The sequence below is a fragment of the Pantoea sp. GW821-FHT03E06 genome (assembly GCF_059420725.1).
On sequence record NZ_JBWKUG010000002.1, the window covers coordinates 391,560 to 408,122 of the forward strand.

General features: G+C 53.8%; 16 protein-coding genes. 3 read left to right on the forward strand and 13 right to left on the reverse strand.

Translation table 11 applies throughout. From position 1 onward, the window contains the following. Nucleotides 1–7: 7 nt before the first annotated feature. The 3 genes from AC07WB_RS21320 to AC07WB_RS21330 form a co-directional block, all read right to left on the reverse strand. Nucleotides 8–826: an ABC transporter permease gene (locus tag AC07WB_RS21320; RefSeq protein ID WP_097097919.1), complete on the reverse strand. Its 819-nt coding sequence runs from the start codon at nucleotides 824–826 to the stop codon at nucleotides 8–10. A 1-nt stretch (nucleotide 827) separates the two neighbouring features. After that, on the reverse strand, nucleotides 828–1,682 hold the full coding sequence (locus AC07WB_RS21325; protein ID WP_345830688.1) for an ABC transporter permease: 855 nt from the start codon (nucleotides 1,680–1,682) through the stop codon (nucleotides 828–830). Nucleotides 1,683–1,752: 70 nt separating this feature from the next. Next, complete coding sequence (locus AC07WB_RS21330) at nucleotides 1,753–2,784, reverse strand: polyamine ABC transporter substrate-binding protein (RefSeq protein WP_097097921.1); 1,032 nt, start codon at nucleotides 2,782–2,784, stop codon at nucleotides 1,753–1,755. 363 nt (nucleotides 2,785–3,147) lie between these two features. Between AC07WB_RS21330 and AC07WB_RS21335 the strand changes: the two genes are divergently transcribed. Continuing rightward, nucleotides 3,148–4,110, forward strand: a complete 963-nt coding sequence (locus AC07WB_RS21335) for a LysR family transcriptional regulator (RefSeq protein WP_097097922.1) — start codon at nucleotides 3,148–3,150, stop codon at nucleotides 4,108–4,110. 106 nt (nucleotides 4,111–4,216) lie between these two features. Here the strand turns inward: AC07WB_RS21335 and AC07WB_RS21340 are convergent, their stop codons facing one another. The 10 genes from AC07WB_RS21340 to AC07WB_RS21385 all read right to left on the reverse strand — a co-directional run bounded on the left by AC07WB_RS21340 (nucleotide 4,217) and on the right by AC07WB_RS21385 (nucleotide 13,410). Further along, nucleotides 4,217–5,146, reverse strand: coding sequence for a 2-hydroxyacid dehydrogenase (locus AC07WB_RS21340; protein WP_494941272.1), 930 nt, complete (start codon nucleotides 5,144–5,146; stop codon nucleotides 4,217–4,219). Beyond that, the gene (locus AC07WB_RS21345) at nucleotides 5,143–5,592 is read right to left on the reverse strand and encodes a type II 3-dehydroquinate dehydratase (protein WP_400457706.1); all 450 of its coding nucleotides are present in this window, start codon (nucleotides 5,590–5,592) and stop codon (nucleotides 5,143–5,145) included. Before AC07WB_RS21345 ends, AC07WB_RS21340 begins: the two co-directional genes overlap by 4 nt. A 15-nt stretch (nucleotides 5,593–5,607) precedes the next feature. Further along, nucleotides 5,608–6,219 (reverse strand): glutathione S-transferase, encoded by a 612-nt coding sequence (locus AC07WB_RS21350; protein WP_345830682.1) that lies wholly within the window; start codon nucleotides 6,217–6,219, stop codon nucleotides 5,608–5,610. Next, entirely contained in the window at nucleotides 6,216–7,226 is a 1,011-nt protein-coding gene (locus AC07WB_RS21355) for an NAD(P)H-quinone oxidoreductase (protein WP_097097925.1), read from the reverse strand. The genes AC07WB_RS21350 and AC07WB_RS21355 overlap by 4 nt, the downstream gene beginning before the upstream one ends. 5 nt (nucleotides 7,227–7,231) lie before the next feature. After that, complete coding sequence (locus AC07WB_RS21360) at nucleotides 7,232–8,380, reverse strand: ABC transporter ATP-binding protein (protein ID WP_400457700.1); 1,149 nt, start codon at nucleotides 8,378–8,380, stop codon at nucleotides 7,232–7,234. Nucleotides 8,381–8,504: 124 nt separating this feature from the next. Then, nucleotides 8,505–9,665 carry an acetylornithine deacetylase gene (gene argE, locus AC07WB_RS21365; RefSeq protein WP_494941273.1) on the reverse strand — a complete coding sequence of 387 codons (1,161 nt, stop codon included), beginning with the start codon at nucleotides 9,663–9,665 and terminating at the stop codon, nucleotides 8,505–8,507. A gap of 16 nt (nucleotides 9,666–9,681) precedes the next feature. Continuing rightward, the gene (locus tag AC07WB_RS21370; protein WP_494941274.1) at nucleotides 9,682–10,356 is read right to left on the reverse strand and encodes a DUF1028 domain-containing protein; all 675 of its coding nucleotides are present in this window, start codon (nucleotides 10,354–10,356) and stop codon (nucleotides 9,682–9,684) included. 4 nt (nucleotides 10,357–10,360) lie between these two features. Next, nucleotides 10,361–10,795: a RidA family protein gene (locus AC07WB_RS21375; protein WP_097097929.1), complete on the reverse strand. Its 435-nt coding sequence runs from the start codon at nucleotides 10,793–10,795 to the stop codon at nucleotides 10,361–10,363. A gap of 209 nt (nucleotides 10,796–11,004) precedes the next feature. Further along, nucleotides 11,005–12,075 (reverse strand): acyltransferase family protein, encoded by a 1,071-nt coding sequence (locus AC07WB_RS21380; protein ID WP_494941275.1) that lies wholly within the window; start codon nucleotides 12,073–12,075, stop codon nucleotides 11,005–11,007. Between the two features lie 315 nt (nucleotides 12,076–12,390). Further along, a complete protein-coding gene (locus tag AC07WB_RS21385; RefSeq protein WP_494941276.1) occupies nucleotides 12,391–13,410 on the reverse strand; it encodes a LacI family DNA-binding transcriptional regulator in 1,020 nt (339 codons plus the stop codon). Nucleotides 13,411–13,661: 251 nt separating this feature from the next. Here AC07WB_RS21385 and ascF point away from each other — a divergent pair, with 251 nt between their 5' ends. Further along, entirely contained in the window at nucleotides 13,662–15,113 is a 1,452-nt protein-coding gene (gene ascF / locus AC07WB_RS21390) for a PTS cellobiose/arbutin/salicin transporter subunit IIBC (protein ID WP_494941277.1), read from the forward strand. 11 nt (nucleotides 15,114–15,124) lie between these two features. Then, a complete protein-coding gene (locus AC07WB_RS21395) occupies nucleotides 15,125–16,561 on the forward strand; it encodes a 6-phospho-beta-glucosidase (RefSeq protein WP_494941278.1) in 1,437 nt (478 codons plus the stop codon). Nucleotides 16,562–16,563 lie beyond the last annotated feature (2 nt).

Sequence of the window (16,563 nt, forward strand, 5' to 3'; positions counted from 1 at the left end):
AAATTAATTAATGTCCCGCTTCAACATTCAGAATTTTTCCTAAGCCTAAAAACTTATTGGCAATAATTAACATTGTTGCCGTTACGGCAATATAAATAACCGAGAGCGCCGCCAGCGTGGGGTCAGCAAATTCACGTACATAGTTGTACATCGCCACCGGCAGGGTTTGCGTCGCTTGCGTGGTAATAAACAGCGAGGCAGTGAATTCATTGAACGACAGGATGGCCGCAAATAACCAGCCGCCAAACAGGCCGGGTAATATCAACGGCACGGTGATGGTCCACACCACGCGTAAAGGCGATGCACCAAGGCTGGCGGCGGCCAGTTCAATACGTTGCTCCAGATTCTTTAATGACACATACACGCTGCGCAACACGAACGGCAGCACCAGCACGATATGGCAGAAAATCACCAGTGGATAACCGCGCCCGATACCGAGCTGCGAAACCAGCATCAGCAAACCCAGCCCAATAGTGAAATGGGGAATGAAAAGCGGTGAGAGCAACACCCCTTCCAGCACCTGCTTGCAGGGAAAGCTGTAGCGCTCAATTGCAATAGCCAGTGTTGCGCCGATGATCACCGCCAGGGAGGATGCCCAGGCGGTAACAATGAGGCCTGAATAGAAGCCGTGACGAAAATCATCGTAACTTACTGCACGCTCAAACCAGCGCAGTGACCAGCCTTTCGGCGGGAAGAACAGCACCGATGTGCTGCTGAATGAGGAGATGAAAACCACAATCGTTGGCAGCATGACAAACAGAACAATGGCAATGACCAGCAGGCGACCGGTCAGGGTAATCAGTTTATCGTTTAGCGAACGCGTCATCTTAATGTTCTCCCATTGCGTGCAGGAAGCGGCTCATGCGTTTTAGCACCATCAGCAGCAGAATCGTCAGCAGTAAACCGGCAATGCTGAGCGCGGCGGCAAACGGAAAATTCATCGATGAAAATCCCAGCTGATACACCATGGTGGCCACGGTGCTAACGCGTCCTCCACCGATCAGTTGCGGGGTGGCGAAAGCACTGAAGGTCCAGGCGAAGGCCGTGGTTAAACTGGAAACTATGCCTGGCAGCGACAACGGAATCGTCACCGTAAGCAGTGTGCGTATGGGCCCGGCCCCGAGGCTGGTGGCGGCTTTTTCATAATCAGGATTGATGTGTGACAGCGCGGTGGCCAGCATCATCACCATGATCGGCATCGTCACATGCACCAGCGCCACCACCACTCCCGTTTGCGTGAACATAAACTGGATAGGCTTATGAATGATGCCGATTGCCAGCAGTAAGCTGTTAAGAAATCCGCTATTGCCCAACACGATAATCCACGAATAGGTACGCACCACTTCGCCGAGAAACAGCGGCGTGATGGCAATAATCAAAAGGGTGGATTTGATCCATGTGGTGCGCGTTCGCACCAGCGCGTAGGCCAGCGGATAGCTCATCAGTAAACCAAAAACGGCGGTTTTCGCGCTAAGCAGCACCGTGTTGATAAAGGCATCGGCATAGATTTTCTTAAACAAGCCATTAAAGTTCGCCAGGGTAAATCCGCCCACGTCCAGTGAACCGGGAATATAGGCCCGCACGCTAAACTGCATCACGGCGAACATGGCAACCACTAACCCGAGCGCCGTAAAGGTGGCTGGGATAATGAACCAGGGTAAAAATGTCGGTTTTCTCGTCATAGACGTTGCTGCCTGCATAAAATGTTGCGACTACCGTTGAGAAGTGGGCAGCGCGGGCTGCCCATCCCCCTCAATGAGACATGATGTTTTCCGAGAACCACTGACGCCATTCGGCGGTTTTCTCCGCGCGCAGCTGCGGATCGGTGTTGATGGTGGCATTCCACTGTTCGGGCGTGGTCAGCATGCCCGGCAACTTCGCCAGCTCAGGATCGATATGCGCATTGGTCACCGTTGGGCTGCCGCGATAGATCTTCGCCACCTGCTGCTGGATTTCCGGCTTAAGCGCAATGTTCATAAATTTGTAGGCCAGGTCGGCATGCTTAGTGCCTTTGTTGATTCCCACGGTATCCACCCCGAGAATCGCGCCCTCTTTGGGAATGGCCAGCTTAATGTTGACGCCCTCGGCAATCATGCTGTAGGCATTCATCGACAACATCACCTGCACCGGGGTTTCGCCGGTAGAGATCAGCTGTTGGCTGTTGGCATCATCGGTATAGAAGGATTTGATGTTCGGAATCAGCGCCTTTAGCTTGGCTTGCCCCTGTTGCCAGTGTGCTGCATCCGTACCGGAGAGCTTGGCAGATACCGCAATAATATGGCTGGGATCCCAATCGGGCAGCGCCAGCGATCCTTTCAGCTCAGGGCGCCACAAATCGTTCCAGCTGGAGAAGGTTTCGCCTTTTGGCACTAAATCGGGACGGTAGCCGATGGTGTAAACATAACCCCAAACACCAAGGTGATAAGGGCTGACTTTGGCTTGCTGCACCAGATTGACCGCATTAGGGATTTTGCTCATATCGAGCTTCTCAAACAGACCGCTGTTGGCATATAAATAGCCGACGTGCGCGGTGGTAAACGTCACATCCGTTTCGGGCGAGCCGCCGGCCAACTTAGCTTTGTTGAGGCGGTCAATGGTTCCGCCCGTGACAAATTGCACTTCAACACCGGTTTCTTTGGTGAACTCTTTCGCGATGGTTTGATCAATCAGATCTTTAAAGCTGCCGCCCCAGGTGCTGACAATCAGCTTATCTGCGGCCATTGCATTGCCCGCGCTTAATACGCCAGTGGTCAACAACGTTAAGGCACAAATCTTACGCAACATATTCTCGTCCCCAATGAATGAAATGGCTGTGGTAGCAACTGTGAACCACCGTCTGCTCCGTTACGTCGCATTGCACTACAACAGTGCGAAGGCAGCTCTCTGGTGTTAAAGCGATATTGCCGTCAGGCTGAGATTCGGTAAAACAGCATTTACCTCGCTGTTGCGTCAGAATTTCTGACGCTAAAAAAAGCGCTGCTCTGGCAAGGATTTTCTTAACCGCAGGTGAGGCAGAAGCGAATGGGCGAAGAGATGCAGGCAGGTGATTATCCTGTTACGGGAGCCGGCATGATAAATGCATAGTCTCCAACACAATTAGAATGACTGGCGCGACATGAGCGCGTCAGCAATCCCAGGAGAATCTGCATGCTCAGTCGCATCACCCAGCGTCAGCTGGAATATTTTGTCGCTTCCGGTGAAGCGGGCAGCATTATCGGCGCATCGGAACGTATCCACGTTTCATCACCGTCGATCTCAGCGGCTATCACCCATATTGAGTCTGAGCTTGGCGTGCAGCTTTTTGTCCGTCATCACGCGCAGGGCGTCTCACTCACCGCCATCGGCCATCAGGTTTTAAAAGAGGCGAAGCTGATCCTGGAGCAGATGTCGAACCTCTACACGATTGCTTCAGAATCCATGAATAATGTGCGCGGACCGCTGCGCGTCGGCTGTCTCGATACCTTAGCGCCGATGTTGACGCCTGAACTGGTGTTCGGTTTTGGTCGCGCTTTTCCTGGCGTGCGTATCACGCTGGTAGAGGGCAATCACGAGCAGCTATTGAAACAGCTGCGTGCGGCCGATATCGATATTGCCCTGACTTACGATCTGGTTCCTGCCGGCGACATCACCTTTCAATCACTCGCGCAGTTGCCGCCTTATGTGATGGTGGGTGAACATCATCCGTTCGCCACGCAATCAGCCGTCTCTATGCAGGATCTGGCCGATGTGCCGATGGTATTGCTGGATATGCCGTGGAGCCGGGAATATTTTCTGAGTCTGTTTAGTGAGGCGGGCGTCACGCCCAACATTGTTATGCGCTCGAGCAATATGGAAGTGGTCCGCGCGATGGTGGCAAACGGCGTAGGTTTTGGCATCGCTAACGTGCGGCCCAAAGCTCACCTTTCGCAGGATGGTAAACGCTTAATTCGCGTACGTTTGGCGGGTGTGAATAAGCCCATGCAACTCGGCTATGCCACGGTGGCACATGTGCAGCAATCGATGGTGGTCAGTGCCTTTGCCGAGCGTTGCCGCATGTTTATTTCCGACCAGTACATTCCCGGCATGGCGGCACCGAGCTATTTCGATCCGCAAGTGGTCAAGGTGGCGTAATGCTCGTCAGATAAGCGTGAACCGGACACCATAAAGGGTAAGGGGATGTCGTAGGGTGCGCGTTCATGCGCACCTGGATGCATAGCGACGCAACTAAGCGCTTGCTTTAGTAACCTTGTTGCGGAAACACCTGATTTAACACCGGCTCCCCGCGAGTGATGCGGTGAATATTATCCGCCACCTGCGGTGCGGCACTGGCGGGGATCGCCACAGATGCCAGATGAGGCGTGATCAGCACATTATCCATGCCCCACAATGCATCATCTGGAGGTAAAGGTTCACGATCGAAGACATCCAGCGTTGCTTCGGCAATATCCCCGCGCCTCAGCGCCAGGGTTAATGCCTGCTGATCAACGATGGCACCGCGCGACACATTGATAAACGCAGCGCCTTGCGGCAAGCGCGCTAATCTTTCAGCGTTCAGCAATCCGTGGGTTTGCGGCGTCAACGGCAGCATTACCACCAGGATGTCACTGCTGGCGAGGAAGTCGTCCAGCGCATCCATTCCGCTGCTGCAGGCAATGCCTGCCAGCGTTTTCTGCGAACGCGACCAGCCGCGTACATCAAACCCCTGCCGCGCCAATTCACTCGCGGCATAGGCTCCCAGCTCACCCAAACCAAGCACCCCTACGCGCACGCTTTCTGGCGATCGCGGATGCAGATAATGCCAGCGTCGATCGCGCTGCGCCCGCTCAAACGCTGGTATATCACGCGCGTAGCGCAGCACGGCAAACAGCACGTAGCTGGCCATCATGCGCGCCATATGCGGATCCGACAGGCGGATTATCGGAATGTCCGGCAAATCATCACGGCCAACCAGCGAATCAACGCCAGCCCCCAGATTGACCAACAGTTTTAAATGGCGATAAGGGGCAAAAAAACCGTGCGGGGGTTTCCACACCAGCGCATAGTGCACCTCATCAGCCTGCTGTACCTCTTCAGCGCGACAAATAGTGACGCCGGGAAGATGCGGCGCCAATAGCGCTGACCACTCGGTGAAACTGTCGAATTCACTGTAAAACACCAACGTACTCATGCCGCGTCCGCCTTTATCAACGTGACCACCGCATCAATCGCCAGCTCGTACCCCAGCACGCCGAGTCCGGCAATCACACCGGTGGCCGCTTTGGAAACCATCGAGTGATGGCGAAAGGGTTCACGCTTCCAGATATTACTCATATGCGCTTCGATAATGGGTCCATCGAACATTAGCAAGGCATCCAGAATAGGCACTGAACTGTAGCTCAGCCCCGCCGCGTTGATAATTATCCCCGCCGCATGCTGACGTGCCTCCTGAATCCAGTCGACAATAACGCCTTCATGATTACTTTGGCGAAATTGCAGGTTCACGTTGTGTGCTGCCGCACGGCGCTGGCATCGCTCACCAATACTGACAAAACTTTCCGTGCCGTAAGTGCCGCCTTTATCCATGCCGTACAAATTTGCGTTCGGTCCGTTAAGGAAGAAAATCTGCTGTGCCATGTAAGCTCCTGACTATCAATGCGGGCGCGTGGCGGCCATGGCCGGATGAGCATCGAAAATTGCAAACCACGCGGCAGTAAGGGGATGCTGCTTACGCCAGTTCATCCCGGCAAAACGGAAGTCGAGGTAACCGAGCGCGCAACCTATAGCGATTAAACCGATATCATCGGGGAGGGTGTTAAAGCCGGCAGCCTGACGTTCAATTTCGCCCAGTGCGGCGCTGACTTTTTTTAACTGCGCATCAGCCCAGCCAGGCCACTGCTTCTCTGCCGGGCGCGCGCTGAACTCATAGCGCGCCAGCAGTGCTGCATCGATCAATCCATCACCCAACGCCTGACGAGCCAGACTTACCCAGCGGGATTCACCGTGCGCCGGCAGTAAATTTCCCTGCGCGCGTGCGTTGAGGTATTCGCAAATCACGCGGCTGTCATACAGACATAAATCCGCCTCGGTTCGCAGCGCAGGCACCTTGGCTAAAGGATTGATGCTGGCAATGCGCTCATCGCGTTCGATGGGATGGGCCGCTGACGCCAAAAGCGTAATCTCATCGAGCAGCCCAAGGCAATGCGCCGTAACCATGACTTTGCGAACATAAGCCGAGGTGCTGGCGTAGTAGAGCTGCATCATCTCGACACTCCTGGTTGATCAATGGCGAGCAGCACTTTGCCGATATTGGCATTGGCTTCCAGGATGCGATGTGCCTCAGCCGCCTGCGCTAACGGTAAGGTTTGATGTAGCGTGGGAATGATTTTTCCTGCTGCCAGCAGCGGCAAAATGTGTTTTCGCAGACACTCGGCCAGACGCGCTTTTTCGGCGGCCGGCTTAGGACGTAACGTGGATGAGGTCAGGCTCAAGCCTTTGCGCATCACCAGTTGCAAATCGAGTTCAATTTTAGCGCCGCGCATAAATGACAAGCTGACATGGCGTCCGCCCTGCGCCATAACGCTGAGATTGCGGGCCACATAGTCCCCCCCCACGTTGTCCAGCACCACATCAACCCCGTGGCCTTGAGTTTCATCCTGGATCAGCGCGACAAAATCCTGGCTGTGGCGATCAATGGCGCGCCACACGCCGAGTCGCTGAAGTGCGGCAATCTTAGCGGCTCCGCCAGCCGTGGCAATAACCCGCGCACCGCACGCCTGCGCGCTTTGAATCGCAAAGCTGCCCACGCCGCTGGCCGCCCCATGAATCAGCACGGTTTCACCCGGCGTTAGGCGGCCTAGCTCAAACAGGTTATGCCAGACGGTAAAGGCCGCTTCCGGCACGCCGGCGGCCAGCGCCAGCGGCAGCGCTGCCGGCACCGGCAGACAGAGTTCGGCGCGTGCGACACAATATTCGGCATAGCCACCCCCGTTGAGCAGCGCCATCACCGGCGTGCCGAGGTTCAGGCTATCAACGCCCTCACCCAATTCCGCGACAACGCCCGATACTTCCAGACCAAGCACCTCGCTGGTACCGGGTGGAACGGGCATCCCGCTGCGCTGCATAATGTCAGGACGGTTCACCCCCGCATGGCTTACGCGGATAAGCACTTCACCTGCCCCTGGCTGCGGTACCGCGCGGTCAACCATGGTTAACACCTCGGGGCCGCCCGGCTGGTGAGCAATCACCGCTTTCATCATTTCTGGTAGCATCTGCGTTATCCCTGCTTCTCAGAGGTAAAGGCGCAAACGCCCTCATCATCAAACATCACGCCCACCACGCTGCCCACCGGCCAGCGCGTCAATGATTCCAGCCCCGATTGACGGGCAAACAGTGTCGCACTGCCTAACGCGGGCACATCAAGATGCACATCAACATGGTCGCCCTGGAAGACATGGGTGATCACCGTCGCGCTGAGGAAGGAGTGCGGCCCAAGCGCAGCCAGTTGAATGTTCTCAGGGCGGACATACACGTCAAGCCGCTCGCCCACCGTAGCCTGGACGCGTTCCGCGGGCAGACGCAGCGCATTGCCGCCCAGTTCAACCACCGCAGCACTATCACGGCCAGCGTATCGACCCGGCAGAATGTTCACATCGCCCACAAAACCAGCGACGAAAGGATCGCGCGGGCGGCGATAGATCTCATCTGGCGTGCCGATTTGCCGCACGTGCCCCGCTGACATCACGACAACGCGATCGCTCATGCTCAATGCTTCGCCCTGATCGTGCGTCACGAACACCGTGGTAACGCCCAGTTTGCGCTGGATAGCTTTTAGCTCGACCTGCATCGATAAGCGTAAATTTTTATCCAGTGCGGAGAAGGGTTCGTCCAGCAAAAGCACTTTCGGGCGAATGACCAGCGCCCGTGCCAGCGCCACGCGCTGCTGCTGTCCACCAGATAACTCGCGCGGTTTGCGGTGGCCGTAGCCCGCCAGTTTGACCAGCGCCAACGCCTGTTCAACACGCTCAGCAATTTCATCTTTCGCCACACCGCGCATACGCAAGCCGTATCCGACGTTTTTCTCTACCGTCATATGCGGGAATAGCGCGTAATTCTGGAATACGATGCCGATTTCACGCTGATAAGGCGGGATCTCCGTCACCAGATCGCCATCAATGAAAATTTCGCCGCCGTCGGCTTCGGCAAAACCCGCCATCAGATTAAGCAGCGTAGTTTTCCCGCAGCCAGATGGCCCCAATAGCGTAATGAACTCGCCTTCTTCAATCGTGAGAGAAATCTTGTGTAACGCGATGGCGTCACCAAAACGCTTTAGCACGCCATCTAATTGCACGGCAACGTTAACGGCTTGCGCTGCTGGCGCAAGCCGCTCAGGATGCGGGAATGAAGTCACTTCTGCACTTACCATGGAATCTCCAAAAAACGGGGCTGTATTGCTTGTCACCAGCATACGGCTTGTGCGCGTATAACACGGTTAGTGCTTACTGAAGCTGGCATTTGGAAAACATAAAGCAACGCAATCCGTGACGTTGTCACGATAATGAGCGGCACATCCATCCGGCAAGCCGAGCCAGCATGGCATCACACGCGTCAAGCTGGGCAACGCTGATAAATTCATCCGGCTTATGGCCCTGCGCCATGCTGCCGGGTCCGCAAATTACGCTGGGAATGCCAGCCTGATGAAACAGCCCGCCTTCCGTACCAAAGGCTACCGTTGAAAAATCGGTTGATTGAGTCAGGTAGGCAATCAGCTGCGCCGCCGCGCTCTCCTTATCGGTGAATAAACCTGGATAGCCGCTTATAGGATAAAAACGGATGCCGCTTTCAGGTGCGATAGCCCGCATAGGCGGTAAAAGTGCGGTTTGAGCGAAATTCTCCAGCTCATCGGCGATAGCCTGCGCGCTATCGTGCGGTAAGGTGCGGACTTCGAAGTCGAAGGTACATTCGGCTGGCACAATGTTTAACGCGGTGCCACCGTTGATCGTGCCCGTTTGTACCGTCGTGAACGGGGGATCAAAACGTGCATCCTGCCGTTGCGGTTGCGAAAGGCGTTCGCCTATCGCAGTGAGGCGATGAATTAATTTGGCCGCGTATTCGATGGCATTCACGCCCTGCGGCGCATAGGCCGAATGACAGGCGGCGCCTTTCACTTCACAGCGCACGCCCAGTTTACCTTTGTGTCCCAGCACCGGCTGCAGTTCAGTTGGCTCGCCTATCAGGCAAATAGCCGGTTTTTCCGCACGTTGCGCCAGTGCGTCAAGCAAAGTACGCACGCCAACGCAGCCCACTTCCTCATCGTAAGTGATCGCCAGATGAAGAGGATGCGTAAGCGGCTGCGCCAGAAAATGCGGAACCGCGGCCAGCATACAGGCAATATAACCCTTCATGTCTGCGGTGCCGCGCCCGTATAGCTTGCCGTCACGCTCGGTTAGGGTAAACGGCGGCAGGCTCCATTTTTGCCCCTCTACCGGCACCACATCACTGTGGCCGGAGAGCATGACGCCACCATCGCCCGCTGGCCCCAGCCGCGCATAAAGATTGGCTTTACTGCGTTCAGCGTTGTGGATCAGCTCGCAGCTAACCCCCAGATCGGTTAAGTAGCGCCAGGCGAAATCAATCAGCGCCAGGTTGGATTCGCGGCTGGTGGTATCAAACGCCACCAGCGTTTCAAGCAGTTGTCGACTGGTTAACATCACCGCTCCTTGAACGTTACTCGTCACCCGGCACGCCGTAGCTGGGTGCCTGAGTGGGATCGATGGCGCGCGTCACGTAATCATTCATTTGCGGCTGGTAAGCCAGCCACAGCTGGTTCAGCTCGTCGATAGGCTCGGCTGCGGTCCAGTCAACGCGGAGATCGACAATCGGCCACACTTGATCCGCCACGATCGATAAGGCGGCTGAGTGTATCGGGCCCGCTTCACCTCCCGCCGCCATGCCGGCTTGCATCGCCGCCAGCAAACGCGCGGCAAGTTGCCCCTGCTGCTGCTCAAAAGCAGCGACCATCGCCGGGATGACCTCGGGATTGGCCAGCAAATTACCGGCGGCGACGCACTGGTTACCGCTTTGCGCGTTATGTATCCCCAACGTTTGCTCTCCGCTGAACCAGGCACTTTGCCCATCGGCCGCTAACACCGTTATCTGGCGATACTGAAACCAGCAATCGCTCGCTAAACCACTACGCAACGCGGCTTCAGCGCTGTCACCCTGCTGCAGGCGATCCAAAATGCGTGGTCCAAGCGCCGGTAACGTGATGTTTTGCGTTGAGACGGCACCGACGTCAGAGCGTAACCACGGGCAACGCGCGCCCACAGCGATACTGGATGAGGCGATCGCGATGCCGATTTGGCCATTTGCCGCGCAGCGTCCAACAATGGATAACGTCATTAATTCATGCTCCTTCTGCTGGCTGCCAGTCGTCGGGGATCACGGCGATCACATCTATTTCCATTAGCCATTGCGGTTGGCCGAGGCCGGAAATCACCAGGCCAGTTGATATGGGAAACACCCCTTTCAACCATTTGCCCACCACTTGATACACCGGCTCGCGATAGCGCGGATCGATAATGTAAGTGGTGGTTTTCACGATATGCGACAAATCGCTGCCCGCTTCTTCCAGCAGCTGTTTGACATTTTTCATCGCTTGTTCGGCTTGCGCGGCAGGATCGCCTAACCCCACCAGATTGCCCGCAAAGTCAGTGCCTATCTGCCCGCGGACATAAACGGTATTACCGGCGCGAACGGCCTGGCAAAGATCGTTATCCAGAGCCTGATTGGGATACGTCTCTTTGGTGTTGAATTTACGAATGCGCGTATGTGTGCTCATGTCAGCCTGCTAACAGTGAAAGATTTACGTCAGATATACCCTGCGGCCTGAAACAGTGAAAACAGCATTAACCGAGGTGTTGCTTTAGAAATTCCGAAGGAGGGATGAAAGGACTAAATGGCGGTGGTAAACATCTGATGCGCAGACGAAAGCGACCGGTGCGCCTAAAAGCGCACCCTGAGAAAGACCAAACCAATCAGGCTGAAGTATTAAGCTCCCGCCCCCGATTGCGGTGCCGCAGGCACGCGCTTGCCTTTAAGCATATTTCTCAACGTTGGCTCTGCATATTTGGTGATCAGAAATGCGATATAATACAGCACGGTAGCCACAACAATCGGCATGAATAGCATGACCCCCTCACTCTTAATATAAACATTCAGTTTAATTAGCGTAGCGATCATTAAGTTTTCATGGATAAGATAGAAGGCGTAGCTGGCAAAACCAATCGCCGTGAAAAAACGCACGGAGAGTATACGCTCCATCTGTTTAAAATAGAAACTGGCAATAAAAAACAGCATGACGACAAGCAAAGGAATAATTGTCATTACGCCGGCATTCTTAACGTAATAGCTGAAATTAATCAGCATCGCGAACGCCACAATGGCGTAATGCAACAGCTTATCGCGCCCGTGCATTCTTTCGTAAACCAGGCAGCCTACCATAAACCATGAGTAATGGATAAAACCGAACTTGGCAATAACATCTATAAACAGAGGATAGCCCAACGACTTCAATACCGAAGAGGCAGACAGCAGCAGCATGGGTACCAGCAATCCTGGTAAGCAATATTTACGCCCAAAGGTAAAATAGATGGCACCGATAATAAGATAAAAAACGGCTTCAACATAAAGCGACCAGAACGAACCCGCCATCGATTTAAACTCAATGCCGGTTAACTGCGACAGCGTTTCTGGATTGGTAAATATCAGGCCGGGCAGCAGGTTTTTGACCTGCGGCGTCATCGCTGACCATTCGGGAAAGAGTCCGCCGACAAAGTACAACAACATACTGGCAATAAACATGGCAGGGAAAAGACGCAGCCAGCGTTTTTTTAGGAAACTGATGTAGCTAACCGATTTATCCAGCGTCATAAAAATGACGAAGCCAGAGATCATAAAGAATAATTCCACACCAAGCCAACCATAAGCAAAAACGGGAATATGCTCTGTAGCAGTGGCATAGGGTAATAATTCCGCCCATCGTGCGTAGGCATGATAACCAATAACCATGAGAATCGCTAAACCGCGCATTCCATCAAGATGCGTTATACGTGCGTGCATAATTCCCTCAGGAAAGATGACTGGTGAGTTAACTCAAATTAACACCACGTAACTTTTATTAGCAATAAGACTAATTCTGATTAAGCAGGAATGGAATGAGAACATAACCTAACAAATAATTGCGGCGTTGTTTGCTGTTTACTGGCCTCAATAAATTAACGGACATTGTGGAGGAAACCCTTTTCCCATTGCATTTTATCAATTTTGTTTTTTAATGCGTAAAAATAATAAAGCCATTTATTAGCAGAGTAATAACTGGCCATCGGTGAAATAACAGGATGGAAACTGATACATTGCCAAATTTTACTTAATCCATCACAAATTGTTATGAGGCCCGGGCCCCATTGATTCCCGCACAATCAGCTCGCCGCTAAACATTTTATCATTACGCATTTCACCGCCGTCCAGCATCGCAATCAAACGTTCGATGGTCTCCTGAATCATCTCGGTGACCGGCATTTTTACGCTCGACAGTGCAGGAATAGTAAAAGGCGCCAGCGGAATATCATCGAATCCAATCACGGCAACCTGTGCGGGCACGGCAATCTGATGTTGTGCCAGCGCTTTAAGCGCACCCACGGCCATATCGTCGTTACTGGCAACCAGCGCGGTGAAATTGCGCCCCTGCGCAACAAGCGTGTTTACCGCCGCCATGCCGTTTTGCGCTTGCCATTTGCCCGCCACGATCAACCCTTCATCAACCGCAATGCCCTGTTTCTGCAATGCCGCTTTGTAGCCCGCCAGACGCTCGCGTCCGGTAGGAGAATCCAGCGACCCGGTGATAAACGCAATATCGCGATGGCCCAGAGCAATTAATTGCTCCACCGCTTCGGCGCTGCTGCGCTGCTGATCGGAATAGATGCAATAGCTGTCGTGCTGACGCAGGCGGCGGTTGATCACCAATATCGGCTGGTTATGCTGGGCAATGATGTTGTCCATCTCATCCGTGGTGAGAAAACGCGGATAGATGATTACCCCATCACAGCGCAGATCGAGCAGGAATTGAATGGCTGCACGCTCCTCTTCAGCACTGTGTTTGCCATCCACCAGTAGCAGTTGACGCCCCTGCTGTTCCATCAGGCGTGCGGAGTGCTGCATCAATTCGGTGAAATAGCTACCGGTATACAAGGTGTTGGTGATCACCAATCCAATCGTTTGGCTCGATTTGGTCGCAAGGTTACGCGCCAGTAAATTAGGGCGAAAACCCGTTGCGGCTATCGCCTCAAACACTTTTTCCCGTTTTTCCTGACTGACATAGCCATTGCCCGATAACACGCGCGACACCGTCGCTTTGGAGACGCCTGCTACTTTTGCCACCTCAAGTATGGTCGCCATGATTCACTCTTTTTCCATGCTCATTGCCGCAGTGTACCTAAGCTGCGAATTGTGCGGCAATTTTTCTGCTGCCGCGACGAATTTACGGTTCTGCTCGATCCGATCAACTTCACATTTCCGATCATTAAAATTTAAATTTCTTGCCTGTGAAAACCCACATCTTCATGATTTTGTGAAACCGGTTTCTCATGATGATAAATCATACAGAAGGCGGCTGTACTTCTACCTAAAAAAACAGAGACCAAAAATCCATGGCTAAAAATTATGCGGAAGTCTCACGCGCCATCGTGGCTTCGCTCGGCGGGTTAGACAATATCGAAGCGGTAACGCACTGCATGACGCGTCTGCGCTTTGTGGTGAAAGATAGCGCGCAGATTGATAACGCCACGCTGAAGGCCATTCCCGGCGTGATGGGCGTCGTCCATACCGATGCCCAATGTCAGGTGATCATTGGAAATAACGTTAACCTCGCCTATCAGGAAGTGTTGAAGCTCGGTACGCCCAACCGCGATGGTGCCGCGCCGTTAAAACGCAAAATCACCCTGCGCAGCATCGGTGCCGGGATTCTCGACGCGCTGGTGGGCACCATGTCGCCACTGATTCCGGCGATCATTGGCGGTTCGATGGTCAAACTGCTGGCGATGGTGTTAGAGATGAGCGGCGTACTGGCAAAAGGTTCGTCTACGCTGGCAATCCTTAACGTCATTGGTGATGGTGCCTTCTTCTTCCTGCCGATTATGGTGGCGGCCTCGGCGGCGCTCAAATTCAAAACCAATATGTCATTAGCGATTGCGATTGCCGGCGTGCTGGTTCATCCCAACTTTATTGATTTGATGGCCAAAGCCGCGCAGGGTCAGGCGGTTGAGTTCGCCTATATCCCCGTTACGGCGGTGAAATATACTTACACGGTAATCCCGGCGTTGGTAATGACCTGGATCTTGTCACATATCGAGTACTGGATTGATCGCATCACACCGGCAGTGACAAAAAATTTCCTCAAGCCAATGCTGATTGTGCTGGTAGCGGCACCGATCGCCATTGTGCTAATTGGTCCACTCGGCATCTGGATTGGTAGCGGTATCTCGGCGCTGGTTTATACCATTCACGGCTATCTTGGCTGGCTTTCAGTGGCCATTATGGGCGCGCTGTGGCCGCTGCTGGTGATGACCGGCATGCATCGTGTGTTCACCCCCACCATTATCCAAACCATTGCCGAAACGGGTAAAGAAGGCATGGTAATGCCTTCAGAAATCGGTGCCAATTTGTCGCTTGGCGGCTCTTCGCTGGCGGTAGCGTTTAAAACCAAAAATCCGGAACTGCGCCAGACGGCGTTTGCCGCAGCAGCGTCGGCGATTATAGCGGGCATCTCCGAACCGGCGCTGTACGGCGTGGCGGTTCGCCTCAAACGTCCCCTGATCGCCAGCCTGATAAGCGGCTTTATTTGCGGCGCGGTAGCCGGCATTGGCGGGCTTGCCAGCCATTCGATGGCCTCACCAGGTTTGTTTACCAGCGTACAATTTTTTGACCCTGGCAATCCGATGAGCATGGTGTGGGTTGGTGGCGTGATGGTGCTTTCCGTGGTGCTCTCCTTCGTGCTTACGTTGATTCTGGGCTTTGAAGATATTCCGGTAACCGAGAATGCACCGGCAAAAGCTGTGGCAGAGAACGCTAAGCCAGCCAACGTTAATTTATCCAAGGTGTAAATGAGGTTTTTATGTCTGCAGTGACATTTCCAGAGGGATTTTTATGGGGCGGCGCATTAGCCGCTAATCAGTCTGAGGGGAGCTATCTGGCCGGCGGCAAAGGCTTAACCACGGTGGATATGATTCCCCATGGTGCACACCGCATGCCGGTAAAGCTGGGCCTGGAGAAGCGCTTTGCGCTGCGCAGCGATGAATACTATCCCAGTCATGACGCCATCGATTTTTACCGTCGCTACCAGGACGATATTGCGCTGATGGCCGAAATGGGTTTTACCGTATTCCGTACCTCGATAGCCTGGAGCCGTATTTACCCAAAAGGCGATGAACTGACGCCGAATGAAGAAGGGATCGCTTTTTACCGTAGCCTGTTTGAAGAGTGTCAGAAATACGGCATCACGCCGCTGGTAACGCTAAGCCACTTTGATGTGCCAATGCATCTGGTGACGGAATACGGTTCATGGCGCAACCGCAAAATGATCGCTTTTTTCAGCCGCTACGCGCGTACCTGCTTTGAAGCGTTTGACGGTCTGGTGAAATATTGGCTGACTTTTAACGAGATCAACATTCTCCTGCACAGTCCTTTTTCGGGCGCGGGTTTGGTGTTTGAGCCTGATGAAAATCCGGAACAGGTGAAGTATCAGGCGGCGCATCATGAGCTGGTAGCCAGTGCGCTGGTCACGAAAATTGCGCATGAGGTCAATCCCGCTAATCAGGTGGGATGCATGCTGGCAGGCGGCAATTTTTATCCGTGGTCGTGCAAGCCGGAAGATGTTTGGGCAGCACTGGAAAAAGATCGCGAAAATCTTTTCTTTATCGATGTGCAGGCGCGCGGGGCCTACCCTTCTTATACCGCTCGCGTGTTTCGGGAAAAAGGCGTGGAAATTGCGATGGAGCCCGAAGACGCCGCCACGCTGCGTCACACGGTTGATTTTGTCTCTTTCAGCTATTATGCCTCGCGCTGTGCGTCGGCTGAGATGAATGAGCAAAACAGCAGCGCCGCCAATGTGGTGAAATCACTTACCAATCCCCACTTGCCGCGTAGCGAGTGGGGCTGGGGCATCGATCCGCTTGGTCTGCGCATCACCATGAACATGATGTATGACCGCTACCAAAAGCCGCTTTTCCTGGTAGAAAACGGATTAGGCGCGCACGATGAAATGAATGCTGACGGCGAAATTAACGATGATTACCGCATTAGTTACCTTAAGCAGCATATTCAGGCGATGGGCGACGCCATCGCTGATGGTGTTCCGCTGATTGGCTATACCACCTGGGGCTGCATTGATTTAGTGGCGGCATCGACCGGTGAAATGAGTAAACGTTATGGCTTCGTCTATGTTGATCGTGACGATCAAGGCAACGGCAGCCTTGAGCGTATCCGCAAAAAATCGTTCTGGTGGTACAAACAGGTGATTGCCAGCAACGGGCGTAATCTGGAATCGATCTAACG